Genomic DNA, 24,856 nt, shown 5'->3' on the forward strand with positions numbered 1-24,856 from the left:
GGACAAGGGATGGAATTGATCGAAAACTGGCTCCGCCAGCTCAAGGGAATGGATCTGGAGCATTTGCAGCGGACGCTGGAGAGCTACTCCGCGTTCGGTCCGCTTCCCGGCATCCTCCTGCCGTTCGCGGAGGCGTTCATCCCGGTGCTGCCGCTGCTCGTCTTCGTGGCCGCCAACGCCAACATCTACGGGCTGTTCCTGGGCTCGCTCTATTCCTGGATCGGCGTCTGCGGCGGATCCATCCTGCTGTTCTGGCTGTCGCGCAAGCTCGGCGGCCATTTCGGCGGCTGGCTGCGCCGCCGTTTCCCGCGCGCGGCCAAGCTGCTCGCCTACATCGAACGCAAAGGCTTTACGCCCATCTTCCTGTTCGCCTGCTTCCCCTTCTCTCCTTCCGCGCTCATCAACATCATCTCAGGTTTAAGCGGCATCTCGATGCGTTCGTTCGTGCTCGCCGTCCTGCTCGGCAAAGCCGTCATGATCTTCGCCGTCTCCCTGCTCAGCTTCAACATCGGCGATCTGAAGGAGCAGCCTTGGCGGATCCTGCTGGCGCTCGTCCTGCTGGTCGTCATGTGGTTCGGGGGCAAACGGCTCGAATCCCGCTACCAGCTCAAATAATTTTCGCGCGAGGAGGCTGTCCGCTCTATGATGAACGCGATTGCAACGATCGTCGTGCTGGCGGTCGCCGGCGCGCTCGTCGCGGCCATGGTATATATGATCCGGCTGTCCGCCGACGATTCCGGCAAGTCGTCCGAGCTCCGGCGGTTCGTGGAGGCGCTGTTCGGCGGTTCCTCCGCCCGGCAGGAGATCGCCTCCGCCGACGACGAGGCCGCCGCGGCCCGGCTCGCGGAGCATAAGCAGCCCTTCAGCGAGCCGTGTCCGGCATGCGGCGAAACCGTGACGCACCGCGATGCCGACTGCCCCGCCTGCGGGCTGCGGCTGGTATAATCCCTTGAAGCGCCGACAGGCGCTTTTTTGCGTTATGGCGATGCGCGGCGGCGCAGGCGCAGCATGCTTTTGAACGCCGAGCACGTGCCGGCGCACATAGTTTGGACGCCCCGGTGGCAAACTGAAGATGGATTTTCACGACTTATCGCGAGCAGGAGGATGATCCACGATGTCAGGCGAACACCCTTCCCATTTGCAGCGCGACGCCAGCAGGGAGCAATCCAAAGCGGACCGCACCGGCCAAGGCAAGAAAGCGTCGAGCGAAGCGCAATCCGAAGCCGACCGCGCCGCCGTGCCCAAGCACGGGCTGTAGCCCGCCGGCGCGGAGAGACCATCAGGAGGAGATCGTTATGAGCGAACAACAAGGGCATTTCGAAATGGGGCCCGTTTCCGGCGAACCGGTCGAGGTGGACGGCGTCTACAAGAACGAGTGGGGCCGCGAAGAGAAGCTGAACCGCGGCGACGTATTCCCCGCCGATCCGCAGCTGGGCACGACGGAATGGGAGCTCGTGCAGCTCGATTTCGACAATCATCACGAGGGCACGACCGATTCAAGGCTCGTGCCGAAGAAGGAGACGACCGCGCTCGAGGCTCATTTGCAGCATCCGCGGCGCCATCCGGACGATACCAAGGAAGATAATTGACGTTGCCGAATTACGAACAAACGCCCTTGCACGCAGGCTGAATCAGCCGGTGCAGGGGCGTTTTCATGCCGTGTCAGCGCTCGACCGCCAACAGGCTTCGGACGGTCGTCGGGTGCTGCTTGAACTCGCTCGGCGACAGGCCCGTCGCTTTCTTGAAGCTGCTGCTGAAATAATGGATGCTTGCATACCCGAGGCTTTCGGCGATCTGCTCGATCGGGTCGCCGACGAGAATCGCCGTCTTCGCCTGCCGTACCCGTTCCGCGATCAGATACTCCTTCGGATTTTGCCCGACCTCTTGGAAGAACAACCCGGTAAAATAGCTCGGGTGATACCCGCACAGCTCGGCTAGCTCGCTCACCGACCACTTCATGCCCGGATTGTCCCGAATCGCGGCAAGCGCTGGTTCGATCTTGCTCAACAACGCGCCTTTATGCCGGCGGGCAAGCTGCCGGATCAGCAGCATAAGCAGTTCCATCAGCAGCGCCCGCAGCAGGAAGGGATAGCCCGCTCCCTCGTCATGGTATTCCTTGACCATGCGCACCATAATGGCGTCCAGCCCGACCGTCGAAAAATGATGCGGAATCTCGATCTCCCCCATGCCGGGAATGAAGAGGGCGCAGCTTTGGGGAGGCGCGTGCAGCGATCCCGCCGGCACATCCTGGATTTGAAAGGCGGGATGCTCGGGCTTGGGGGATGTCTCATGCCATGAAAAATGGAAGCTGAAATATTCGGTCGGCCTTTCTACCGACAGGCAATGCGGGCTGTTCGGTCCGTAGAACACGCACTCGCCCGGTCGTATACGGTAGGATTGCCGGCCCAGCTTGAGCACGGCCTCGCCGGATACGATCGAGAATATCTGCCAGTCCGGAATCGTCCGGGGGCCCCACTGATCCCCCGCCCGCGACCAATCGCGGCTCGCGAAATTCAATCTTGGCGTCAACTCCATCAAATTACCCATATGCAAGAAGGATCGCCTCCCGATGATAGGCTTGGTAGGGGTGGAATAGACGAACATGGGCGGCATGAAGCCGATCCCATGGTTACTCGGCTCCGTTAGATAGTTGACGCTGCCCGCGGCGGCGGATCGGCCAACGCTGCGTCCATTCAGCGATGTTTCGTTCAGGCGGGGGACGTGACCGAATTGCGGACGATCAACCGGCACGGAAACAAGGCCCACGGCACGTCGTCTTCGCCGAACAGCATCCTGACCGCCTGCCTCCCCATTTCCGCGAACGGCTGCACGATGCTGTTCGGCGGCACGATCAGATACGGGGACGAATCAACCTCGCCCATAACGAACAGGGACAGTTCCTTCGGGATACCAATGCCGGCTTTCATGGCCCAACCCAGAACCGCCAGACCCGATGTGTAGTCCGCGGCAAATACGGCGCTGCAGGCGGCATGCCCGTTCATCCAGCACCCGAGCAGACCTTCAACGTCCGCCGCCTTCTCCGGGCGATACACGATCCATTCCGGATCGGCATCCAGCCCGTATTCGCGCAAAGCGTCTTCGTACCCCCTCGCTTTCTGCTCGTAATTGGGCAGCCCGCGTTGCAACCCGAACAACAGGATGCGGCGGTGTCCCGCGGCTAGAAGCTGGCCGACCGCCTTGCGGGTGCCTTCCCGCGTGTCGGAACTCACCCACCGTCCGCCCGCCTCGCGAAATTCCGAGCCCAATACGATGAATCTGTCTCCGCGCGATGCCGCCTTCGCCAGCTCGGGGTAATCCGCCAGCCCGGGCGTAATGATGATCTGATGTTCGAGATTGATGAAACGTCCAAGGTCCTGCGCATTGGCAAACGCTACCGGAATCCCGTAGGAACCCGCGGCTTCGCGGATGCCTTCCATCATCTTCAGCACGGAATCGTATACGCTCTCGTTGAAGCTGCACAGCAGGACGGACAAGGCTCGGGGAAGCTCCGCCCGCTCGGCGGCGGCCGGGCTGACGAACGTCCCTCTCCCTTGCTCGGCATACAGCTCGCCCTCGAGGATCAGCTCCTGGATCGCCCGGTTGACCGTCGCCCAGCTGCAGCCGTATTGCTCCGTGAGCTTCCATCGTCCGGGCAGCGAAACGTTGGGAAGGAGCTGCCCGGTGCGAATCAGCCGCACGATCTCTCGCTTGATCGTCAAATAATACGGTACATCTCCCATTAAGTCCTCCTCGTTGTGGGCTTCTCGTCTGCAATAGCGGCGTCGGCAGGCCGCCGCGCGTGAAAATACCGGTTAAGCCCGTACAGCGCGGCGGCAAGCGCCGCTTCGAGGAAAAGCGGAAGAACCGAGCGGGTCGAGACCTCCGCCGCGCCGAGAAGATAAGGGATCGCCTGGCCGCACGCCAGCAGCGCCAGGAGCAGCGCGCTCAGCTGCATGATCCGGCTGCGCAGCTTGCCCCTGACGGCGCTTTTATACAGCATGTTCTGCATGAGAAAAACGCCGGCCAGCCATAGAAGGCCGAAGCCGATAAACGCGAACGTCTTGATCGCGTCCCACGACCACGTGCTGACGCCGCTTGCGGCAAGCGCAGTATCTACCGCCCTTTGGAGCGAAAGCCACAGCAGCAACGCGAGAAGCGACGGCACGAGGACAAGCAGCCACGAGAGAAAGGCGGCGTTGGTTTTCCGTCTCTCCTGTCTTAGATAGGGATCCATGCGGTCATTCCTTTCCTGGCGTTCCGGCGCTCTCCAGACAGGTCAGCAGCAGCGCGCGGGTTTCATCGCTGTCGACCAGCCGCGTCCTGCGGACATAATCCGCCAGCTTCTTCACTTGTTTCCGCGCTTCCGCCGGACGCATCGACCCGTCCGACCAGATTCGCGGCAGCCTGCCGGTATCCATGATTTCCTCCAGCAGACGGTGCTTCCGCCCGATCATGCGGTTGACGGCAAAGCGGATGAACAGCACCGTGCCGAGCATGAAAGCAATCATCGCCGTGATGTAGACGAGAATCGCGCCGACAAGCGGGCTCACGATCCCACAGCCCCTTTGAGCGTTAGTTCCTCGGCAAAGTGACAGGCGACGAAGTGATCTTCCCCCACGCTTTGCCACTCCGGCTTCTGCAGCGTGCATATTTCCCGCGCGTACGGGCAGCGCGGATGGAAGTAGCAGCCCGACGGCGGCTTCGCGGGGTTGGCGACCTCCCCCTTCAGGACGATGCGTTCGGTTTTCTTCCTCGGATCCGGTACCGGCTTGGCGGATAGGAGCGCTTCGGTATACGGATGGCGCGGCCTGCGGAACAGCTCTTCGGTCCGCCCCGTCTCCACCATCCGGCCGACGTACATGACGCCGACGCGGTCGGATATATGCCGGATGACCCCCAGATCGTGCGAGATAAAGAGATAGCTGAGGCTCAGCTGCCGCTGCAGATCCTGCAGCAGATTCAGAATCTGAGCCTGCACGGACACGTCGAGCGCGCTGACCGCTTCGTCGCAAACGACGAACCGCGGATTCGTCGCGAGCGCGCGGGCGATACCGATCCGTTGGCGCTGGCCGCCGCTGAACGCGTGCGGGTAACGGTCCATGTGACGACTGTTCAGGCCCACCAGTTCGATGAGCTGGCGGACGCGCGTCCGGAGCTCTTCGCCATGCGCGAGCCCGTTGCAGACGAGCGGCTCCGCCACGATGTTTTGAACGGTCATCCGGGGATTGAGGGAGGAATAGGGATCCTGGAAGATCAGCTGGATGTCCCTGCGGAGCTTGCGCATCTCCTTGTTATCCAATTGGTTGAGGTCGCGTACGCCTCCCTCCCGATCCTTGAACATGGTCAACCCTTCCGTCGGCTCGATGGCCCGCAGCACGCAGCGGCCCAAAGTCGTCTTTCCGCAGCCGGATTCGCCGACAAGCCCGAACGTTTCGCCTTCGCGGATATAGAAGCTGACGTCGTCGACGGCCTTGACGTAACCATCCGTCCGCTGGAGGAAGCCTTTCTTGATCGGAAAATATTTTTTGAGCGACTGCACGTTCAGGATCACGTCGCGTTGCCCGGTTTCCCTGCCTGCACGGCGTCCAAGATCGGTTTCTTGCACACTCATCGTCCTGCACCTCCGGTACTTGGTTCTTCCGCGAACAAACAGCGCACGTAATGGTTGTCTTTGACCTTGACGAACGGGATGTCCGCCGCGTCGCACACGCCCGCCTGCGCCTTCGGGCATCGAGAGTAGAACCCGCAGCCCGCGGGAAGGTTCATCGGATACGGGACCGACCCTTCAATCGATTCAAGCCGCGAATTCCGCTGCGCTACGGACGGAATGGAATGGAGCAGCGCCATCGTGTACGGGTGACGGGCGCCGTAGAACAGCGTGTCGACATCGGTGTATTCGACGACCTTGCCGAGATACATGACGGCGACCTCGTCGGACATCTCGGCAATGACGCCAAGGTCGTGCGTGATGAAGACGACCGACGTGTTGAATGTTTCCTTCAGCTCGTTGATCAGCGTCAGCACTTGGGCCTGCACGGTCACGTCCAGCGCCGTCGTCGGTTCGTCCGCGATCAGAATTTTCGGCTGCGAAGCGAGCGCCATGGCGATCATCGCGCGCTGCCGCATGCCGCCGGACAGCTGGTGGGGATACTCGCCCAGCCGTTGCTTGGGGTTCGACATCCCGACGCTCGTGAGCGTCTCGAGCGCGATCGCTCGGGCCTCCTTTTTATCGTTCGTCCGATGCAGCAGAATGGCCTCCATGATTTGGTCGCCGATCGTGTGAATGGGCGAGAACGCCTTCATCGGCTCTTGAAAGATCATGGCGATCTCCCCGCCCCTTACGCTCCGGATCTCTTTGCCGTCCGCGTCCAGCTTTACCAAATCGACGATTTCCGCGGCCGTTTCGCCGCCATTTCGCCGGAGCAGAATTTCGCCATCCACCTTGCCCGGCTTCGGTACGATCCGGAGCAGCGCCTGCGAGGTGACGCTCTTGCCGCAGCCGCTCTCGCCGACGATGCCCAGCGTTTTCCCCTTGCGGATGATCAGGTCCACGCCGTCGACGGATTTCAACGTGCCTTCGTCCAGATGGAAGTGCACCTTCAAGCCGGTAACCTGCAGAACGACGTCTTCGTCCTGGATATCAGCGGCCAGCGGCCGGTTCGGCATCTCGATACTCATCGCGCGGCCTCCTTATTTGTAGGGATCGGCTGCATCCCGAAGCCCGTCTCCCAGAAAATTGAACATCAGTACGGTGACGATGATCAGCGCCGCCGGCCAAAGCAGCCAGGGATGGTGGGCCAGCGTCTCCAGGTTCTGCGAGTCCTGGAGCAGCACGCCCCAGCTGACGACCGGCGGAGCAAGCCCGATCCCGAGGAAGCTGAGCGCCGTCTCCCCGAGTATCGTCGCCGGGATCGACAGCGTAACCGTCACGATCGTATAGCTGGCGAACGACGGCAGCAGATGCTTGCGGATGATCCGAAGGTCGCTCGCCCCGGCAAGCCGCGCGGCCATCGTGAAATCCTCTTCGCGCAGCGAAAGGATCTTGCCCCGTACGACGCGCGCCAACCCGGTCCAGCCGATGATCGAGAAGATGATGACCATTCCGAAGTAGATCTCCAGCGCCGACCAGTTCCTCGGAAGCGCGGCGGACAGCGCCATCCATAACGGGATCGTCGGAATGCAGATCAGGAGGTCGATCGTTCGCTGCACGATCGTATCGGTAACGCCTCCGAGATAACCCGACAGACCGCCGAGCAGCAGTCCGAGAATCAGCGTCAGCACGATGCCCAGCACGCCGAAGGAGAGCGAGATCCGGCCCCCGTACAGCATGCGGGACAGCAAATCGCGCCCGAGCTCGTCGGTTCCGGCGAGGAACAGCGGAGCTTGGGCATCCTTCAACCCGAATAAATGGATGTCGCTCTTGAATAGTCCCCACATCGTGTACTCCGGACCCTTGACGAAAAAGTGAATGTAATATTTCTTCGACGTATCGGCCTGGAACGTCCGGAGGAAGGTTTGCTCGTTGACCTGCATTTTCATGTCGTAGACGAACGGCCGGAGGCTGAAGCCCGTTGCTTTATCGTAGAAGCGGATCGTCTGCGGAGGCGCGTTCTTATACGCGGTATACCGGTCAAGCGTCAGATGCGGCGACAAAAATTCGCAAAACGCCGCGGACAGGAAGAGCAGGATGAGTATGACGCCCGCGGCCATGGCGACCTTGTGCTTCTTGAATTTCCACCACATCAGCTTCCATTGGGAAGCGACCTCGTAAGCATCGTCCGGCAGGGCCGTCTTCGGGAACCTCCCGAGACGGAACCATCTTCTCTTCTCCGCTTTCGTCGGCACTGCGGTATTCAATCGGCAACCCCTCCAAACCGGATACGCGGGTCCAGCCACGCGAGCAAAATATCGGAAATGAGCGTTCCGATTACGGTCAGCACGCTTACGATGAGCAGGAAGCTGCCCGCGAGGTACATATCCTGGAACATGAGCGCCCGCAGCAGGATCGGCCCGGTCGTGGGCAGATTCATGACGATGGACACGATCGCTTCGCCCGAGATCAGCGCGGGAAGCGTCCATCCGATGGTGCTGATCAGCGGATTGATCGCCATGCGGACCGGATATTTGAACAGGAGCTTCGTGCTTTCCACGCCTTTGGCGCGGGCGGTGATTACATACTGCTTGGAGAGCTCGTCGAGCAGCATGCCTCTCATGACGCGGATCAGCCCGGCCGTGCCGGACATGCCGATGATGACGACCGGCAGAACCAGCCGCGGAAGCATATCGATCACCTTCGCCATGCTCCAGGGCGCATCCGCGTATTCCGGCGAGAACAGGCCGCTTAACGAGACGCCCGTGTTGACGAATACGATATACAGGACCACCAGGGCGAGCAGGAATCCGGGAACGGCAAGACCGATAAACCCGATGAACGTGAACACGTAATCGAGGATCGAATACTGCCGCACGGCGGAATAGATGCCAATCGGAATCGCGACGGCCCAGACGACGATCAGCGAAACGACCGAGATGACCATCGTCAGCATCAGTCTGCCGCCAAGCACCTCGGATACCGGCTGGTTCCACTGGAACGAGCGTCCCAGGTCGCCTTCCACGACGATGTTTTTGATCCAGACGAGGTACTGCACGATGAACGGCTGATCCAGCCCGTACTGCCGCTGCAGGCTCAAAATCATGCCCGCATCCACCTTCGTGCCGGACAATTCGAGCTGCTGGATATACGTGGACAGAAAATCGCCGGGAGGCAGCTGGATGATGAAGAACACGATAATGCTGATCGCGATCAGCAGCGGGATCAGCTGAAGAACCCGATAGCCGATATAATTGAGCATGCGTTCCCTCCTCACGAGAATTTCCCAAACGGCAAAGCCCAGGCGGCAAACATGCGGCCGTTGCTCCTGGGCGATGCCGAAGCTTGATCTTACGGGGCGAAGAACAACTGCTCGCCGGCGTAGTCGGTTGCCACTGCCAGTGCATCCTCGTTTCCGACATTGCGCAGCTTCGCGTTCACGATCAGCGGCTGCTTCACGTTCTGAAGCGGTACGATGAAGTAGTAATTATCGCCGATCGCTTTCTTGATTTCGTTGTCGACGACCGACTTGGCGACTTGCGGATTGGATACTGACGCCTTGGCGAGACTCTTGAAGAATGGCGCAATATCATCCGGCGGCTTAACGCCCTTCTTGCCTCCGGAGGAATTGTACAGATCCCAGGCCGTTCCCCATATCCCTTGTCCCCAATCGCCGTAATACCACATCGGGTCGGCCGCCCACATGACGGTAGCCTTCAGTTCGTTCGCCTCGCGGCGCTTGCCCCATAACGCCCCGTCGATCTTCTTCATCGTGACGTCGAGGCCGAGCTGCTTCCACATCTCGACGACGAGCTCGGTCATCGGCACGATATCGGGCGCCTGCGCGCCGACTTCGATCGGAATCGTGAATTTCTTGCCGTCCGGTCCGGTCCGGAAACCGTCGGAGCCTTTGACCATGCCCATGTCGTCGAGAAGCTTGTTGGCACCGTCGACGTCGAAGGTCGAATCCTGCCAGCTGTTCGGCTCCGCGAAGCCGTAATAGATCGAATCGATCATTTCATTACGATCCAGCGCGAGGCTTAAAGCTTTGCGGAACCGCACATCGTTCACGACCTGCGCCCAGTTCTTGTCGTTGTAGCTCATATTCAGGTAGATGTCGGTCGGCGAAACGTGAAGGTTGCTGAGCAGCGCCTTGAAGCCCTTGCTCTCGTTCTCGCGGTACAGCGGCATCTTGATCAGGGACGCCGATTCGCGGGAGAAGTCCACTTCGCCCGCGATCGTCTTCAGCGTGACCATCTCGATGTCCTGTACGAGCGTGCTCTGGATTTTATCGATATAAGGCAGCTGGTTGCCCGCGGGGTCGACCTTGAAATAGTACGGGTTGCGTTCGTAGGTCGCCGTCGTATTCGTCTTCTTCGTCATCATCCACGGATAGAGCACCGGGAATCCGATCGACTTGGAGTTCGTAAGCTCCCAGTTCGTGATATCCTTGTCGTTGAACAGGTTCACCCACTCGCCCTTCTTGAACCCGGCTTTCTTGATCTCCGGCTCCATCGAAGCGACATCGGTATATTTCTTGTGGAATTTCTCCAGGTAGTGCGCCGGCTTCAGCAAATCGGAGTACCCGCGCCATCCCTGGACCGCGAGGCTCAACAAGAAGCCGCCGTACGGCTGGTCGAAGCTCATCTTGAAGGTGTATTCGTCGATCAGTTCGAAGGTAAACGGTTTGCCGTTCGGATCGCCCGCAGCGTTGAGCCAAGCGGGGAAGATCGGCGTAAGCTCCTTGTCGAACAGGACGTCCTCGACGGTGAAGCGGACGTCTTCGGTCGTCACCGGCTGGCCGTCCGACCATTTGAGGCCCTTGCGCATATGGAACGTAAAGCTCTTCTCGTCGTCGCTCATTTCATATCCCTTCAACACGTTGCCCGTGACTTCCTGACCCAGGAGGCCCGGCGTGTTCAGCAGCGCCTCGTCGTTCATGATGAATACGTCCGCGTCCCAGTCGACGACCGAGGTAACCGTGCGGAGCGTGCCGCCGTAAGCGCCGATTTCGTACTTCAGCAAATCTTCCGGCATTTCGTTCGTAATCTTATAGTCCTCCGGCAGCCGGTCCTTCACGGGAACCGAGAGGCCGTCAAGCATCGGCGGCTGTTTGAATTCGGACAACTTGCCTTCCGCCGGTGCCGCGTCTCCGTCCGTTGCGGCGGAATCCGCATCGTTCCCCTGCTTCGTATCCTCTGCCTTCGCATCCGCTTTGCCGGAGTTCCCTGCGTTGTCGGCGCCTTGGGGGGCGTTATCGGCAGCCCCGATGTCGCTGCCCCCGCCTCCGCTCTCGCATCCGCTTATGACGGCCGACGCGACCAGCAAGACGACGAGCAGCAGCGCGAGCGGTACGTGCTTCTTTTTTTTCATAGACATCCTCCATCCCGTAATGTTTGATTTGCCATGCAGGCAGCCTTTTTCAGCAGCGCGGTCAGGATCGAACAACCGCGTTTAGAAAGCGTTTACATAAAGGATGGCAGACGACCGTTCCACTTATATATATAAGTTTGAGCAAGCCTGCGGAACGACCGGGAAACACCGCGCGATCGACGAATCCTCCCCTTTTCGGAAGTGCCTTATCGGCACGTTCCCGTTTAATTTTCGATTAGCCTTCGGAAATGATTGCGCTCTCATCATACATAATCGGCTTTTCCGGTGTATTTAGAAAAAAAGAAGGTATATTTATGTTTTTTCCAGATTCCGCTTTGTTTGACAAGATGATTTCTGATTCGACAAGCCCTTCTCGCCGGTTGCCCGGAATCTGGAGAGGCGGCATGCTTCGCCGTCAATCCTGCCCCCGGAAGGTGCAGCCCGTCCATTCAAAACCTCGGCCATCCTTGTTGCGCATAAAAAAAGCACTCCCGAAGGAGCGCTTGAACGAACGAGCGAAGCGCGAGGCTTCTAGCTTGCTATAATCGCAGTCTCGCTACATGATGCAAGACATGCCCGGAGACCGGCGCTATTCTCCCGCCTCCGTCTCGCGGCGCTGCTGGACCTGATCCGATACGCGGTCGAGCCGGCGCAGGTGATACGCGTATTCCAGCATCGCCGAGGCCACGAAGACGAGCCGCTTGTATTCCTCCGGATTCCGGTGCAAGTAGTCGCTAAGCTGTTCGATGAGCCGGCCTTCCCGCTCTTCCTCGGGCTCGAAGTCGGCATTCGCCTTCATCTTGCCGTCCAGCTTGAGCAGGATATGCTCGTGGTATTTGGCCAGTTCCTCGATTTGCTGGTCGAACCGCTGCGCCCACGCCTCGCAGCCCGACACGGCAAAATAATGCTCCTCCACGGCTTCAAGCAAATCCATTCCTTTATGAAGCGCCTTGATCATATGCCGGGACAGGATCAGCTGCCTGGCACCCGCCTGCTTGCGCTTGCGCAGCAGCGGCCGCTCGTCCTCGAATAGGCGGTACGACTCGTCGAGCTTGCCGAGCGCGCCCTGAAGCTTCGCTTTCTCTGCGCGGTGCACGTCTTCCTTCATCTCGTTGGAGATCGCCATGCGCAGCAGCAGCGAGAGCTTGGCGTGCGCATCGTGGACCTGCACGATGAACTGCCTGCGCGGCCGCGGCGGGAAGACGAGAATATTGACCGCGAACGCCGCGGCCATGCCCGCGAGCACCATGAGCAGGCGGTCGAGCGCGAACAGCCAGCCTTCCTGATTGTTCGCTTCCATGATCGCGACGACGGTGACGAGCGTCAAGCCGATCGTGCTTTCCATCCGCAGCCGGATGCTGATCAGAATGACGATGATGCACACCATCCCGAGCGCGATGGGCGTATGGCCGAACAGCCTGACCGCCGCCAACGCCACGGCCGCGCCGAGGACGTTCGTCTGCACTTGTTCCACCACCTGCTGCCAGGAGCGGGAAATGGACGGCTGGATGGTAAAGATCGCCGCGACCGCGGAGATGATGGGCGAAGGAAATTGAAGCAGCGTGCTTATGTACACGGCCAGCGCCACGGCGAGGCCGGTCTTGACGACGCGCGCGCCGATCGTCATAGGGAATCGCTCCCTCCGGAGGCGCGGCCGGCAGCCGGCGCGTTCGCTTCTTCGCCTGCCGTTTCGCGCGGTTCGGCTGCATGCAGCAGGACGGACGTCCCGGCGACGGGCGCGCCGTTCACGAGCAGCCTCAGCGCGTGAAGCCCCGCATAGTGCTTGCGCGTCGACAGGTCCTTCCAATCGAGCTTCTTCGCGCCTTGAACGCCCGCTCCGGGCGATATTCGCTTGTCGCCGAGCAGGAACCGCTTCTCCGACGTTTTGCCGCCGGATTTCACGTAGCCGACGCCCAGCTCCAGCCGGATCCGGAGCGGCTCGGTTCCCTCGTCCTTCAGCCTCAGCTTATAGCTCAGCTCGGTGATGCCGCCGATGACGGCCTCCGCCTGCAGTGCTTCAAGCTCCGCCGCGGCGACGACGTCCGCCGCCGTTCCTTCGTAGCCGAACAGCGCCAGCGCTTCGGGATCGGCCGCGCCGACGAGCGAACGGCAGCCGCGGCGCACGATCCAGTCCGTATAGGCATGCTGCCCGGTCCACCTGGCGGCGATGGCTTTGACGACCGCCGGGTTGTCCTTCGCGATGTCGTTCAAATTGTTCGCCACGCTCTTGCGCACGTAGAGCGACGGATCGGCTCGCAGCTGCTCCAGGATCGGCAGAATCGGCGACGGATCGCGCTTGAACGGCGGCAGCGCCTGCGCCCACGGAAGACGCGGCCTGCAGCCCTCGCTGGCGAGGCGGCGCACATGCTCGTTCTCGTGGCGGGACCACTCCGCCATGCGGGCCATCGTCCGCTCCGGGTCCCGCAGGATGAACGGCCGGATCGCGAACTCGGCCGAAGACTGCACGGTGAAACGCTCGAGCGCGTCCATCGACCGCTCCCAATCGGGCAGTCCGTACACTTCGACGAAATCCGGGAAAAACAAATAAGGAAATCCGCGGCATCGCTCGCAAATCGCAAGCAGCACGTCAAGCGCTTGGGGATAGCTTCGGGGCAGCGTTTCCCCGAGCGACGTCGTAATCCGCCTCATGCGGCCTTTCAACTCCAGCGTTTCCCAGCCCTCGCCGGATGCGAGCCGGACGAAATCTTCCTCGGGAAAAGCCGGCCATGCCGATGCGACTGTCGCCGCAAACTGCCGGAGGAACGGCAGGTTATACATTGCTTTCAACGGTTCGGGCATCTCTTCACTCGCCTCCTCCCGCTATTATAGACCATCCGCCCGCCAAGTTGAAAAGCCCTTGCCCTCCCGTGCGGCGGAATCAAGGGACATTGCGATCACGCTTGCCGGAAAAACATGCCCGCCCTAGAATTCCTATTGGACGGAAAGCGTTGCGTTGACGCGCGAAAATAGTACGCCCGGCCGCCGCCGCATGCAAAAGCGGCCGGCCTCCGCAGCTGCTCGCTCGCGGATAACCGGCCGCCCGTTGTCGGAACGCTATGACTAAGAGGCGCTTTCGTTGTCCTCGCGGTAGCGGTGAAGCGGAACGACCTTGCTCCAATTCGCTTCCTCCGCGCCGGACGGGGCCTGGTACGGCAAAATAATATCGAACGTCGTGCCTTCCCCGACGCAGCTGCTGACCTCGACGGTGCCTTGGTGATTGTCGACGATCTTGTACGTCACCATCAGGCCGAGGCCCGTTCCTTTGTCCTTCGTCGTATAGAACGGCTGTCCGATCTTCGCCATCTGATCCTCGGTAATGCCCGGCCCGCGGTCCGCGATCCGCACGACGATCCGCCCGCTTGCGTTCCGCAGGCAGGCGACCTTGATGCTTCCGCCGTCCATCATGACCTCGATCGCGTTCTTGATTACGTTGATGAATACCTGCTTCAACTGATTTTCCACGCCATGGACCCACAGCGGCTCCTCGCCGAGATTCGCTTCGATGACGATGTCGTGCAGGATCGCCTGCGCTTCGAGCAGCGTGATCGTATCCGACATGAGCAGCCGGATATCCTGGTGCGTCAGCTCGTAGATCTGCGGCTTGGACAGCATGAGCAGCTCGCTGACGATGGATTCGATGCGGGTCAGCTCCGACTTCATGATGTCGTAATAATTTTTGCTGCTGCGGCCGGAGGCGATGAGCTGCAGGAAGCCTTTGAGCGACGTCAGCGGATTGCGGATTTCGTGCGCGATGCCCGCGGCCAGCTGCCCGGCGACGTACAGCTTCTCGGAATTGATCAACAGCTCCTCGTTCTTCTTGCGCTCCGAGATGTCCCGGATAATGACCTGCAAGACCGGCTTGCCCGAGAGCTTCGTGCTGGACTCGATGACCTCCGTGTGGAGCAGCTTGCCCTGCACGGTGAACCATTCCATCTCGATCGGCATCTGGCGCTCCTTCTGCCTGGACGGTTCCAGCATCCGCTTCATCTCCGCGTGGTACTCGGGCCGCAGATGCAGATAGATGCTTTTGCCGATCATATCCCGCTCGCCGGCAGCTTCGAACATGAGCAGGCCGGAGCGGTTGATGTATTCCCAGCGTTCGTCGTGGATAACGGCGATCATGTCGATGGAGTTCTCCACGAGCAGTTTGTACCGTTCGTTCATGGACGCGTACCGGCGGTCGACGAAGCGTGCGACGAGGCTGAACGCGAAGATCGCCAAGGTGGCCAAGCCGAGCACGATGGACAGCAGCTGCATGTAATCGTTCAAGCGGTCGGCGGTCAGCACCATGCCGGAATCCATATCGGTCAGCGTGCCAAGCCCGAACAGCTGCATGATCATGCCGGAGATGCCGAGCAGCAATCCGGGCAGGAGCATCGAGCCGGGCTTGCGCTCGAACAGATAGAAAGAGCCCGCCGTACCGACGAAGTTGAAGAGGAACGTGAAGAAGACGAAACCCGGAGCCACGGCGAACGATTCCACTTGGCTGCCCATCAGGGACGTGTAGACGATGAGATTCGCGCCGAAGGCCATCAGCAGGCTGCTCGCGAACAACCGCAGCGTATAGGGCGCGAGCGACCCCAGTATGCGAAACGAACCGTACGTGCAGGCCATGATGCCGAACAGCTTGACGGCGATGGTCCAGTCGATCACGATCATGGAATTGGACGTCAGCAGAATGATGAAATGGCTGACCCAAAGGCCCATGGCGTAGACGAGCGCCCCGCTCAGCAGCCAATAGTGCTGCATCGCGCGCACCCGCTTGAGGTGGCCGATCATGCTGTAAATGGTGATGGACGCGAACAAGTGGATCGCCAGCGCAAGCGCGAGCATCATCCATTGGTCGCCGAACAAGGATTCTATCATGTCGTTTCTCCATTTTCCGGAAATGTTCAAGCGATTCTTAATGTCCCAATTCGACATTTTTCCAGAAAATCCTTTTTTTCGCGACAGGCATTCCGGGCGGTCGGGGTTTTGTCCGCAATGGACTTGAAGTAGCCCTCCCATTCGTTATAATAGAGCTTTGGAAGGAGTGAAATCATGGTTAAGATTTTAAAAGAGTTCAAAGAGTTCGCCGTCCGCGGCAACGTGCTCGACCTCGCGGTCGGGGTTATCATCGGGGGCGCTTTCGGCAAAATCGTCACCTCGCTCGTCAACGACATCATCATGCCGCCGATCAGCCGGCTGCTCGGCAACGTCAATCTGGTGGACAAGTTCATACAAATATCCAAGCTGGATTCGGAGCACCCGAAGACATTGGCAGATGCGCAGAAAGGATCCGTCGCCGTCATCGCCTACGGCAACTTCCTCAACGTCATACTCGACTTCGCGATCGTCGCCTTCTGTATCTTCATGATCGTCAAAGGCGCGAACGCGCTGCGCCGCCTGGGCCAGCCCGACCCTGCCGCGCCGTCCGAGCCGTCGGACAAGAACTGTCCGTACTGCCTCTCCAAGATTCCGATCCAAGCGACGCGCTGCTCGCACTGCACCTCCCATCTGGAAGTCGAGCCGGAGCTCGAGGGAGGCTTGTCCTAGCGATGAGCGCGCAACCTGCCGCAGAAGAGGAACGGTTCGATTATTACGATGAGCACGGCGTCCGGCTCGGTACGGCTCCGCGCAGCGAAGTCCACGCCCGCGGCCTCTGGCACCGCTCCATTCATTGCTGGCTGGCTCGGCGCCAGGGCGACCGCAGGCTTGTCCTGTTCCAGCAGCGCGCTTCCGGCAAAGACACGTTCCCGGACCATTACGACATAACCGCCGCGGGCCATCTGACCGCCGGCGAAACGATGCGGGACGCGGCGCGCGAGATCGAGGAAGAGCTCGGCGCCGCCATCCCGTTCGATTCGCTGATCCCGCTCGGCGAAGCGCGCAAGGAAGCCGCGGGCACCGCGAAGGGCGCGGCTTTCGTCGACCGGGAAATCAGCGGCGTATACGGCTTCGTCTACCGCGAGCCGCTCGCCTCGCTCACGCTGCAGCAGGAGGAAGTCGCCGGCGTGTACGAAGCCGACCTCGAAGACATGATCGCGCTGTTCGAGGGCCGGCTGGCCCATGCGCGGGCTTCCGGCTTCCGGATCGGCCCGGACGGCCGCCCGGAAGAAGCGGAAGCGCTCGTCAAGGCCTCCGAATTCGTCCCGCGCCCGACGTCTTATTACACGGACACGTTCCGCGCCCTGCTGCTCCATGCGTGAGCGGTACGGCCGGCATCGAACAACGCAAAAAGGACCGCTATCCGGCGGTCCTTTTTGCGTTGTTTACGTGATTCGTCCCCGTTTTGCCCCGGATTTGCTCGCGTTTCTCCCGCCGATGCCCCGCTTAACGCCCGAGGATGCCCTGCCTCCCGCCTTCCGCGCGACGCCGACTGCCTGCTCCCAGTTCCGGTACCATTGATCGATCATGCCGTGGATATTGTAGAACATCGTCGTGCGCGGCGCCTCGTCGAAATCGTTCAGCGCGGACTCCCCGAATATCCTTGCCGCCTCCTGATGGATGCAGCCGTGCAGGTTCGAGCCTTCGATAAACAGCCCCAGCTGATCGGCCGACGCGAAAGACCGCGGATTATTCATGATGCGGGCCTCCGCCGCCTGGTTATAGCAACGCGTATTGCGAATCGCTTCGGGCACGCCCTGCCAGCCCGCGATCTGCCGCGGGTCGTATCCCTGCTGGTCGTACCATTGGTACACCTTATTGATGAATTGGCGGTGGAAATTCAGGAAATTCTGTCCGTAGCCCGGCGGCAGCTGCGAAGGGTCGTCGTAATGGTTGGCATGGTGCCAGCGCATGTGCTCCTCGAGCAGCGATTGCGGAAAATTCGGAATGAACGGCATACCTGTCCCCTCCCTTTCCAAGCTTTATGCTCAGCTTATGCCGCGTGCCCGGAAACGGTTCGCGCGATCCGGCCGGGTAGAAGCCTGGCTGCCCCCCGCATGCCGGCTCCAAGACGGAACGGGTTTCGGCATCAACCCTGACGTGTATAAGAGAAGGACGAGACTCCCAAATTAAACCGAAAGGAGCGTTAAACTATGCAAAACAAAGTCATTTTGGAGCAAGAAGCGCAGCAGTTCGTCGACCAGACGGCGAATCCGCCGTTCCTGTACGAGCTCGGGCCCGAGAAAGGCCGCAAGCAGGTGGACGAGGTGCAATCCGGCCCCGTCGCCAAGCCCGACGTCGCGATCGAGAAACGAAGCATCCCCGGCGGTCCGAAGGGCGAGGTGCCGGTCGTCGTGCTGAAACCGAAGAAGGCCGCCGGCAAACTCCCCGTCATCGTCTATATCCACGGCGCCGGCTGGGTGTTCGGGAATGCGCATACGCATGACCGGCTTGTCCGCGAGCTGGCCGACGGCTCGGGCTCGATCGTCGTGTTTCCCGAATACAGCCTGTCCCCCGAGCACAAATATCCGACCGCGATCGAAGAGATCTACGCGGTCGTGCAATGGGTCGCCGAGCACGGGGAAGAGCTCGGGGCCGCGCCGGGCGAGCTGACGGTCGCCGGCGACAGCGTCGGCGGCAACATGACCGCCGCCGTGACGCTTATGGCGAAAGAGCGCGGCGGCCCGAGGATCGACAGGCAGCTGCTGTTCTACCCGGTCACGGACGCGTCCTTCGACACGGAATCGTACAGGCAGTTCGCGACCGGCTATTTTCTGAGCCGGGAGGGCATGCAGTGGTTCTGGGATCAGTATACGACCGACCCCGAGGAACGGGCGCAGGTCACGGCATCGCCGCTGCGGGCGTCGGCGGCGCAATTGGAGGGCCTTCCCCCGGCGCTGATCATCACGGGCGAGGCCGACGTGCTCCGCGACGAGGGCGAAGCCTACGCCGCGAAGCTCCGGGAAGCCGGCGTGCGCGTGACGGCGGCGCGTTTCCAAGGCATCATCCACGACTTCGTCATGCTGAACGCGCTGGCCGGCACGGCCGCGGCGCGCGGCGCGCTGATGCTCGCCAACGCTTGGCTGAAGGAGCCGATCGAGCAATAACCGTGTGCGCTCGGATGAGCGCTTGCGCATAGACGAAGGCGTTCGACGCCGAGCAGGGACTGTCCCGAAGGCCGTTTGGCCGAGGGCAGTCCTGTTTGCCGTCGGGCCTTCGCGTTCCCGTGCTCCAATTCGAACGGGAACGGCTTCTTCGATAGGACAAACCAAAAATGCCCGAGAAGGGGTCCATGGGACCTTCTCGGACATTCCGGAAGCGAACGCATCAGAGGGCAAAGATTAGAATTCGTTGCGGCAGTTGCCTTGGGAGACGCAAATGTCGAAGCTGATGCGGACGTCGCAGCAGTTGCCGAAGACGCACGCGATACGAACGCAGGCGAAACGGCCTTGGTGGAAGAAACAGACAACTTCGCAGTTAGCGCCGATCAATTCTTCGATGACTTTGCGGTTTCTGCAGCGAATGGCGCGAACGAGCTTGGCGGCGACGACGGGGCTTTTCAACTGGCAGAACAAATCGCTCAGATCTGCGCCTGCCTCTTGAATTCCTTCGACTGCGCCGTCTCTGCGGTTGCAGCAGGAATGACCGGAACCGACACCCCCGAGAGCTTCGTTCGACACCTTTGCTTTGCGGGACTTGCTCGTGCGGACTGCCTTGACGTTCTTCACTTTTACTTTAGCGGACACCTGAATTCCTCCTTCTTGAGAGCTAATGTACTCTATGTCGGGAGGGACATCCTTGAATAAGACAAGATTCCGATGCCATTCGCACAAGCTGAACCGCAGGTTTCGCGCGCGGGCGGGAGCCTCGCCCGTCATATGCCGCTTGGGACAGCGGCGACATGCGCGTGCACCGCCCGCATCGGGAAGCCGGCGCACGGTTCCGATACCCGCTAATCGATTAGGGCCGTTACCTGCCATGCCAAGCAAAAAAACGCGCGCAAGCGGCTGCGCGCGTCGACTTTCAATGCATGGGCCGACCGGATAGGCCGGTGTAATACCCCGTCAACGGTCCCATAAGGGCCAGAAAGCCCCGCTCGTATATTCGCCCGTAACCGCCGTGACGCTCCGCATCCGGCACGTACCGTTTTCCCTTCGGACGACGGAACGCGCCGGCCGCTTCCCCGAACGAACCGTAGACTCCCGTGCCGACCCCGGCGGAGAGAGCCGCTCCGAGCAGCGTCGCTTCGGCCGCATCGGATGCGGTCAGGACAATGCCCGATACGTCGGCTTTGATTTGGAGCCAGACGCCGTTCTTCGCGCCTCCGCCCACGACGTTCATCCGTCCGATCGGACGGCCGGCGACCCGCTCCGCGCTGCGGCGCATCAGCTCCAGCTGGTACGCGTTGCCTTCGAGCACCGCTTTGATCAGATCCCCTTTGCCGTGCTTGGCCGTCAGTCCGATGAATGCCGCTCTTGCCGACGGATCGATCTGCGGAGCCCCGCTGCCGGACAGATAAGGGAAGTACACGATGCCCGTGGGGCCGGGCTCCGACCGATCGAGCAGGCTCATGATCTCCGCATAGGAAAGCTTCCCGTCGCCGATCGCGTCGCGCAGCCATTCGACGGAGCCGCCCGATGAGGAGTGCCCGCCCATCCAAAACATCCGGCCCGGAAACGCATGCCGGCCGAAGGATAGGCCGGACTCGAAGTCGGCCGGCTCCAGCCCGCGTTCGGCGAACGCGCCGACCAGCGTTTCCGCGGTGCCCATCGAATTGTACACCTCGTCCCCGCCGGAGCTGCAGGCCAGCGACGCGGCGACATGATCGTGCCCCGCCAGGCACACGGCGGTATCGGCGCCGAGTCCCAGCCATGCCGCCACGTCCGGCAATGCCGTTCCGACGATGCTGCCTTGAGGCACGACCTCGGGGAATAACGCCGGTTCGAGGCCGAAATGGCGAATGAACGGCTCGTCCCACTCGCGGCGATCGATGCGGTACGCGAACGTACGGGCCGCGAGCGTCTCGTCCTCCGCGATCTTCCCCGTGAGCCGGTATGCGATATAGGACGAGACAGACAGCCAAACGCTGCCCCCGAACGATTCGGGCAAACGTTCCCGGAGCCACAGCAGCTTCGGGAGGCCATGCTTGAAGGACGCATGCAGGCCGGTCCGGCGGAAATGCCCGCGCGCGTCGATTTCCCCGCGCACCAGCTCCGCTTGCGGGATCGAGCAGGCTTCGAACCACGGCATGATCGGCGAGCGCGCTTTCCCGCTGCGCGGATCGAGCAGCAGCCCGCTTTCCGCCATGCTCGTAATGCCGACAGCCTGCACGGACTGGACGCCGCCGGCAGCGATGACGTCGCGGACGAGCCCGGCGGCCGTATCCCACAGGCGCTCGGGATCGTACGCGACCGTCCCGAACGGACCCGCGGTCTTCGCATTCAGCCGCTCCGACTGCGCGGCGGCGACCCCGTCTTCGCGGAACAGCCCGACTTTCATGTTCGTGGTGCCGATATCGATGGCGAGCAGCATGCCGCATAGCCTCCCTTAAGTCTTCCCGATGTCGCGCCGAAGCGGCCGCCGTTAAACGGAGGCCGCTTCGGCCGATCGATGATGTGATACGCGTCTCCTCCAAGCTGCTGCCTGAGCATCACCCTCGGCACATTGCCGAAGCAAGAAACGCTACGCTTCATAGTAAAAGCGAAACGGTTGAAACGACCCGGCACTCGCTAGAAGCCGGTTGTTCCGGCATCGGAGGAAATCTGTTCCCGATGCAGGCGCAAGATCGATTCGCTGTCCGCCTCGATGTCCAGGCGAATATCGCTAGGGCGAGGCGCCAGCGGCCGTCCGGTGCCGGCAAGCCAAGCCGTCCAGCGCTCCGGCACGGCAGCGAACGCCATGCCGCTCAGCCTTCGCAGCTGCAGCAGCGCCTGCTTGGCGAGCAACGAGCGCGGATCGCGCAAATACGCGATCAGCACCTCGTAGCCTTCCGCGCTGCCGCAGGCGGCCAAGGCCCGGCCGATCGCGAGCTCCAGCATCGCCCGCCGCTCCAGGAAATAATCCGGCTGATAGCCGTTCCCGGATCGTTGATCGCGCAGGTACGGGATCCGGCGGATCGCTTGCAGCGCCGGAACCGCCGCCGGATCGCCGAGCCGCTCCGCTCCCTGGCTGACGGCATCGACGTAATAATAGAGGCCGAGCAGCGAATTCTTGAAATCGGCTTCTTCCGGATTCAGCAGCTCGGCGACGCGATTCCAGACGGCAATGCCGCGGACGTCCTTCGTCTGCGCGAGCGAATAGAGCAAGTGCGCGGCGCCCGGCATCGCGCCGTGATCCGGCGGCAGCTGCACGTACATGATATCGGCCGTGCGCGGAGGCAGCTCGTCGCCGGACAGATCCCGCAGGATCGTCTCGATCAGGACGGGAACGCCCGCATTCGAGCCGATCATGGCCAGCGCCTGCGCCAGATGAATCCGCCGCAGTCCCTCCGCGCGGACGAGCGCGCGTTCCAGAAACGGCGCGATCCGCGATCCGACGGAACAGATCTCGACGAACGGGATCGGTTCCGCGCGCACCTCGTTCATCCGCATATTGGAATATGCGTAGAGCGGCTGCTCGGCTTCGATGGACGCGACCAACCGCTCCAGATCGGCCTCGCCGAACGCAATCGGACGCAGCATTCGATCGGCGGCGCCGGCCGGCAGCAGCCCTTCATCCGCGAGCCGGCCCTGCAGCCGCTTGACGTCGATCTTCCGCAGCGCCGTCGCGGAACGAACCGCTTGCACGGCGGCAAGCGCCGCGGCGGCGCCGAGGTTCTCCAGATCGGCCTGCATCCGGATCGCCGGCAGCGCGTCATGCGTCGCCGATACCGCCTTGCCCGCCACGAGCAGGCCGTCCAGTCCTTCCGGCAGCAGCATGCGGTACGGAATTTCGATCTCCAGGTTCGGCGGAATGAGCCCGACGTTGACCCAATCCGCGCCGCTGACGCCCTTGACGTCATGATTGCTGAAATGGACATTGATGACGTCCGGCCAGCGCCGATGAAGCAGCTGATCCGACAGCTTCATCACGACATCGCCTTTGATATGCCGGCTTTCGCGGGTGGCGACATACGTGCCGTGATCGTGCACGTCCGTCCCGCGGCGGCGCCCGGCGAGAATGGCTCTCGTGTAATCGAGCGCGTTCGAGACGTCGACCATGCTCGTAAAATTGTTTTGAATCTTGTCCGGCGACGTGTACTGCGCCAGCGAGTACCACATGACCGTGTGGTCCCGCTCCGAGCCGTATACGTAGTCGGCCCCGGCGAACGCGGCCAGGTCGCCGTCGCCTGTCGCGTCGATCACTGCTCCCGCCGGAATGGCGAGCGGCCCCCAGCGCGTGGCGACAACGGCGCCGGCGACCCGGCGGCCTTCCATGAGCACGCCAAACGTAACGGCGTTCAAAAACAGCTCCACGCCGCTCCCGGCCGCCGCCTCGAGCAGCGCGTGCATCTTGGCCTCGATGTTCCATTTGTGACCCTTATACCGCAGCTCCCGCTGCTGCGCCAGCACCGCGTCTTGTATGCGCGCGGCATAACCGGCCTTCCGTCCGAACCAGTAGCTGTCCACGCCGCCGAACGTGCCCGTCCCGCCCAAGCCGGGATTGAGGTCGACCAGCGCGGTGCGGACGCCTTCTCCCGCGGCCGTGAAGGAAGCGCAGGCTCCGCTGGAACCGCCGCCCGCGACGAGCACGTCGACGGCGTCGCATACCGATATTACCGTGGCGGCGATTTCCGCCGCGGGCAATTCCGCGTTTTCGCCGGCCAATGCCGGGATGCGGACGGTCAGCCCGGTTGGCGCGGCCTCGCCCGCATTCGACGCCTGCGCTTCCGCCGGAACGTTGTCCGTCGCGAGCGCATTCCCGGCGCTTACCGGGCGCGACTCCCCGGACGCTTCGGCGGCCGCAAGCCGGCGGCCGAGCTTCTCGCCCGCGGCTGCCGCGCCGATCGGGTCGAGCAGCCCCGCGCCGCCATGCGAATACACGGCGCGAAACAACGACCATACGCCGTGCACGCTGGTCCTTGCCGACTCCGCATCCGCAGCGTCGACTTCATTCCATGGCCCGTTGCCAACCGGGAACGGGCCGGACAGCTCGTGCGCCGAGGCGCTCAGCACCGCCTTGCGGAAGGCAGGCTCCCGCTGCAGCAGATAGACGGCCAGTCGCATGCCCCGGCGTCGCGCTTCCAGCTCGCGCTCCCGGGCGGCCTCGAGCGTATTGGCGCTCGGAAGCGTCATCGCGAACTCGGCGTACACATGGCCGCGGCCCCGATACCCCTGCCGCAGCCGAACCTCGCCTTCCTCTTCGCCGACGATGCCCGCGGGAACCGTGATGCCAGGCGAGGCGCCTATGCTGGCCGCGCCTTCCTCGGCGGCTTCCCCGTCCGGGTCGGCGCCGACGAATTCGAGCGTGCGCATGTACCGCGCCTCCGTGCCGGGCGCATAGCCGGCAACGTCTTCGCCGCAGAGCGAGGCGCCGATCGCGGTCTCGGTCGCGTCGACGACGAGCGGGGCGGCGATCAGCTGCCGGCCGGATTTGTTGGCGACGACGAGGCCGGCCGCCTTCCCTTCCCGCTGCTCGATGCCGACAGGAAGAGAGGCGTACAGCAACCGTACGCCCCCCGCTTCCAGCAGATCCTCCAAGCTCAGCTTCAGCCGATCGGGATGCAGGGGGACATGACCGCCTCCGCCGCGAACGCCGTCATGCGCTGCCGGCAGATCCAATGCCCCGCCGTCTTTCTGCCCGTCAAGCACCTGGCCGATAAGCGCAGGCATCGCCCCGCCCTCGGGGAGCTACAGCCATGGCCGCAGCGTCGCCGTCAGTTCGCGGCCCATGTAGGTTCGCGGCTCGACGAGCCAGACGCTGCGCCCCGCGCCGGCCAGCTCCAACGCGCAGGCGATGCCAGCCAGCGATCCGCCGACGACGACCGCATCCGCTTCGCCGAGCACCGGCACCTCCGAACGGTCGATGTTCAGTTTGCTCATCCGTCTG

At 62.0% G+C, this 24,856-nt stretch carries 23 protein-coding genes and 1 pseudogene; 7 read left to right on the forward strand and 17 right to left on the reverse strand.

Annotated features, from left to right (window positions below):
- Positions 1-9: 9 nt before the first annotated feature.
- The 4 genes from AC50YL_RS06350 (at position 10) to AC50YL_RS06365 (ending at position 1,589) form a co-directional block, all read left to right on the forward strand.
- Complete coding sequence (locus AC50YL_RS06350; protein ID WP_494830281.1) at positions 10-615, forward strand: TVP38/TMEM64 family protein; 606 nt, start codon at positions 10-12, stop codon at positions 613-615.
- A gap of 27 nt (positions 616-642) precedes the next feature.
- Positions 643-945, forward strand: a complete 303-nt coding sequence (locus AC50YL_RS06355) for a hypothetical protein (RefSeq protein WP_494830282.1) — start codon at positions 643-645, stop codon at positions 943-945.
- Positions 946-1,114: 169 nt separating this feature from the next.
- Positions 1,115-1,258 carry a hypothetical protein gene (locus tag AC50YL_RS06360; RefSeq protein WP_494830283.1) on the forward strand — a complete coding sequence of 48 codons (144 nt, stop codon included), beginning with the start codon at positions 1,115-1,117 and terminating at the stop codon, positions 1,256-1,258.
- A 37-nt stretch (positions 1,259-1,295) separates the two neighbouring features.
- Positions 1,296-1,589 carry a transposase gene (locus AC50YL_RS06365; protein ID WP_494830285.1) on the forward strand — a complete coding sequence of 98 codons (294 nt, stop codon included), beginning with the start codon at positions 1,296-1,298 and terminating at the stop codon, positions 1,587-1,589.
- A gap of 73 nt (positions 1,590-1,662) precedes the next feature.
- On the opposite strand, the gene AC50YL_RS06370 is transcribed toward AC50YL_RS06365, so the two are convergent.
- The 12 genes from AC50YL_RS06370 to AC50YL_RS06425 all read right to left on the reverse strand — a co-directional run bounded on the left by AC50YL_RS06370 (position 1,663) and on the right by AC50YL_RS06425 (position 15,829).
- Positions 1,663-2,547 (reverse strand): AraC family transcriptional regulator, encoded by an 885-nt coding sequence (locus AC50YL_RS06370; RefSeq protein WP_494831180.1) that lies wholly within the window; start codon positions 2,545-2,547, stop codon positions 1,663-1,665.
- A gap of 161 nt (positions 2,548-2,708) precedes the next feature.
- Positions 2,709-3,740: a LacI family DNA-binding transcriptional regulator gene (locus AC50YL_RS06375; protein ID WP_494830286.1), complete on the reverse strand. Its 1,032-nt coding sequence runs from the start codon at positions 3,738-3,740 to the stop codon at positions 2,709-2,711.
- Entirely contained in the window at positions 3,740-4,234 is a 495-nt protein-coding gene (locus tag AC50YL_RS06380; RefSeq protein ID WP_494830287.1) for a hypothetical protein, read from the reverse strand. The genes AC50YL_RS06375 and AC50YL_RS06380 overlap by 1 nt, the downstream gene beginning before the upstream one ends.
- A 4-nt stretch (positions 4,235-4,238) precedes the next feature.
- Positions 4,239-4,550 carry a hypothetical protein gene (locus AC50YL_RS06385; protein WP_494830289.1) on the reverse strand — a complete coding sequence of 104 codons (312 nt, stop codon included), beginning with the start codon at positions 4,548-4,550 and terminating at the stop codon, positions 4,239-4,241.
- Positions 4,547-5,611 (reverse strand): ABC transporter ATP-binding protein, encoded by a 1,065-nt coding sequence (locus tag AC50YL_RS06390; protein WP_494830291.1) that lies wholly within the window; start codon positions 5,609-5,611, stop codon positions 4,547-4,549. The genes AC50YL_RS06385 and AC50YL_RS06390 overlap by 4 nt, the downstream gene beginning before the upstream one ends.
- The gene (locus AC50YL_RS06395) at positions 5,608-6,678 is read right to left on the reverse strand and encodes an ABC transporter ATP-binding protein (protein WP_494830293.1); all 1,071 of its coding nucleotides are present in this window, start codon (positions 6,676-6,678) and stop codon (positions 5,608-5,610) included. The genes AC50YL_RS06390 and AC50YL_RS06395 overlap by 4 nt, the downstream gene beginning before the upstream one ends.
- A 12-nt stretch (positions 6,679-6,690) precedes the next feature.
- The gene (locus tag AC50YL_RS06400; RefSeq protein ID WP_494830295.1) at positions 6,691-7,857 is read right to left on the reverse strand and encodes an ABC transporter permease; all 1,167 of its coding nucleotides are present in this window, start codon (positions 7,855-7,857) and stop codon (positions 6,691-6,693) included.
- Positions 7,854-8,852, reverse strand: a complete 999-nt coding sequence (locus AC50YL_RS06405) for an ABC transporter permease (protein ID WP_494830297.1) — start codon at positions 8,850-8,852, stop codon at positions 7,854-7,856. Before AC50YL_RS06405 ends, AC50YL_RS06400 begins: the two co-directional genes overlap by 4 nt.
- Before the next feature lie 89 nt (positions 8,853-8,941).
- Entirely contained in the window at positions 8,942-10,963 is a 2,022-nt protein-coding gene (locus AC50YL_RS06410) for an ABC transporter substrate-binding protein (RefSeq protein WP_494830299.1), read from the reverse strand.
- Between the two features lie 589 nt (positions 10,964-11,552).
- Positions 11,553-12,590, reverse strand: coding sequence for an FUSC family protein (locus AC50YL_RS06415; RefSeq protein WP_494830301.1), 1,038 nt, complete (start codon positions 12,588-12,590; stop codon positions 11,553-11,555).
- Positions 12,587-13,762 (reverse strand): DNA alkylation repair protein, encoded by a 1,176-nt coding sequence (locus AC50YL_RS06420; RefSeq protein WP_494830303.1) that lies wholly within the window; start codon positions 13,760-13,762, stop codon positions 12,587-12,589. Before AC50YL_RS06420 ends, AC50YL_RS06415 begins: the two co-directional genes overlap by 4 nt.
- Before the next feature lie 261 nt (positions 13,763-14,023).
- Positions 14,024-15,829, reverse strand: coding sequence for an ATP-binding protein (locus AC50YL_RS06425; protein WP_494830305.1), 1,806 nt, complete (start codon positions 15,827-15,829; stop codon positions 14,024-14,026).
- Positions 15,830-16,003: 174 nt separating this feature from the next.
- Between AC50YL_RS06425 and mscL the strand changes: the two genes are divergently transcribed.
- Together mscL and AC50YL_RS06435 are read left to right on the forward strand one after the other, a co-directional pair.
- Complete coding sequence (gene mscL / locus AC50YL_RS06430) at positions 16,004-16,498, forward strand: large conductance mechanosensitive channel protein MscL (protein WP_494830307.1); 495 nt, start codon at positions 16,004-16,006, stop codon at positions 16,496-16,498.
- Positions 16,499-16,500: 2 nt separating this feature from the next.
- Positions 16,501-17,151 (forward strand): NUDIX hydrolase, encoded by a 651-nt coding sequence (locus AC50YL_RS06435; RefSeq protein WP_494830309.1) that lies wholly within the window; start codon positions 16,501-16,503, stop codon positions 17,149-17,151.
- A 63-nt stretch (positions 17,152-17,214) separates the two neighbouring features.
- On the opposite strand, the gene AC50YL_RS06440 is transcribed toward AC50YL_RS06435, so the two are convergent.
- Entirely contained in the window at positions 17,215-17,787 is a 573-nt protein-coding gene (locus AC50YL_RS06440) for a hypothetical protein (RefSeq protein ID WP_494830311.1), read from the reverse strand.
- A 195-nt stretch (positions 17,788-17,982) separates the two neighbouring features.
- Between AC50YL_RS06440 and AC50YL_RS06445 the strand changes: the two genes are divergently transcribed.
- Positions 17,983-18,936 carry an alpha/beta hydrolase gene (locus tag AC50YL_RS06445; RefSeq protein ID WP_494830313.1) on the forward strand — a complete coding sequence of 318 codons (954 nt, stop codon included), beginning with the start codon at positions 17,983-17,985 and terminating at the stop codon, positions 18,934-18,936.
- A 234-nt stretch (positions 18,937-19,170) separates the two neighbouring features.
- On the opposite strand, the gene AC50YL_RS06450 is transcribed toward AC50YL_RS06445, so the two are convergent.
- From AC50YL_RS06450 to AC50YL_RS06465, 4 genes and pseudogenes are all read right to left on the reverse strand, one after another.
- Positions 19,171-19,575, reverse strand: coding sequence for a hypothetical protein (locus AC50YL_RS06450; protein WP_494830315.1), 405 nt, complete (start codon positions 19,573-19,575; stop codon positions 19,171-19,173).
- 277 nt (positions 19,576-19,852) lie between these two features.
- On the reverse strand, positions 19,853-21,361 hold the full coding sequence (locus AC50YL_RS06455) for an FGGY-family carbohydrate kinase (RefSeq protein WP_494830317.1): 1,509 nt from the start codon (positions 21,359-21,361) through the stop codon (positions 19,853-19,855).
- Positions 21,362-21,558: 197 nt separating this feature from the next.
- On the reverse strand, positions 21,559-24,282 hold the full coding sequence (locus tag AC50YL_RS06460; RefSeq protein WP_494831182.1) for an FAD-dependent oxidoreductase: 2,724 nt from the start codon (positions 24,280-24,282) through the stop codon (positions 21,559-21,561).
- 54 nt (positions 24,283-24,336) lie between these two features.
- Positions 24,337-24,849 (reverse strand): annotated as a pseudogene (locus AC50YL_RS06465) (FAD-dependent oxidoreductase); the annotation flags it as partial.
- Between the last annotated feature and the right edge of the window lie 7 nt (positions 24,850-24,856).

It is taken from the genome of Paenibacillus sp. J22P277 (genome assembly GCF_059383675.1).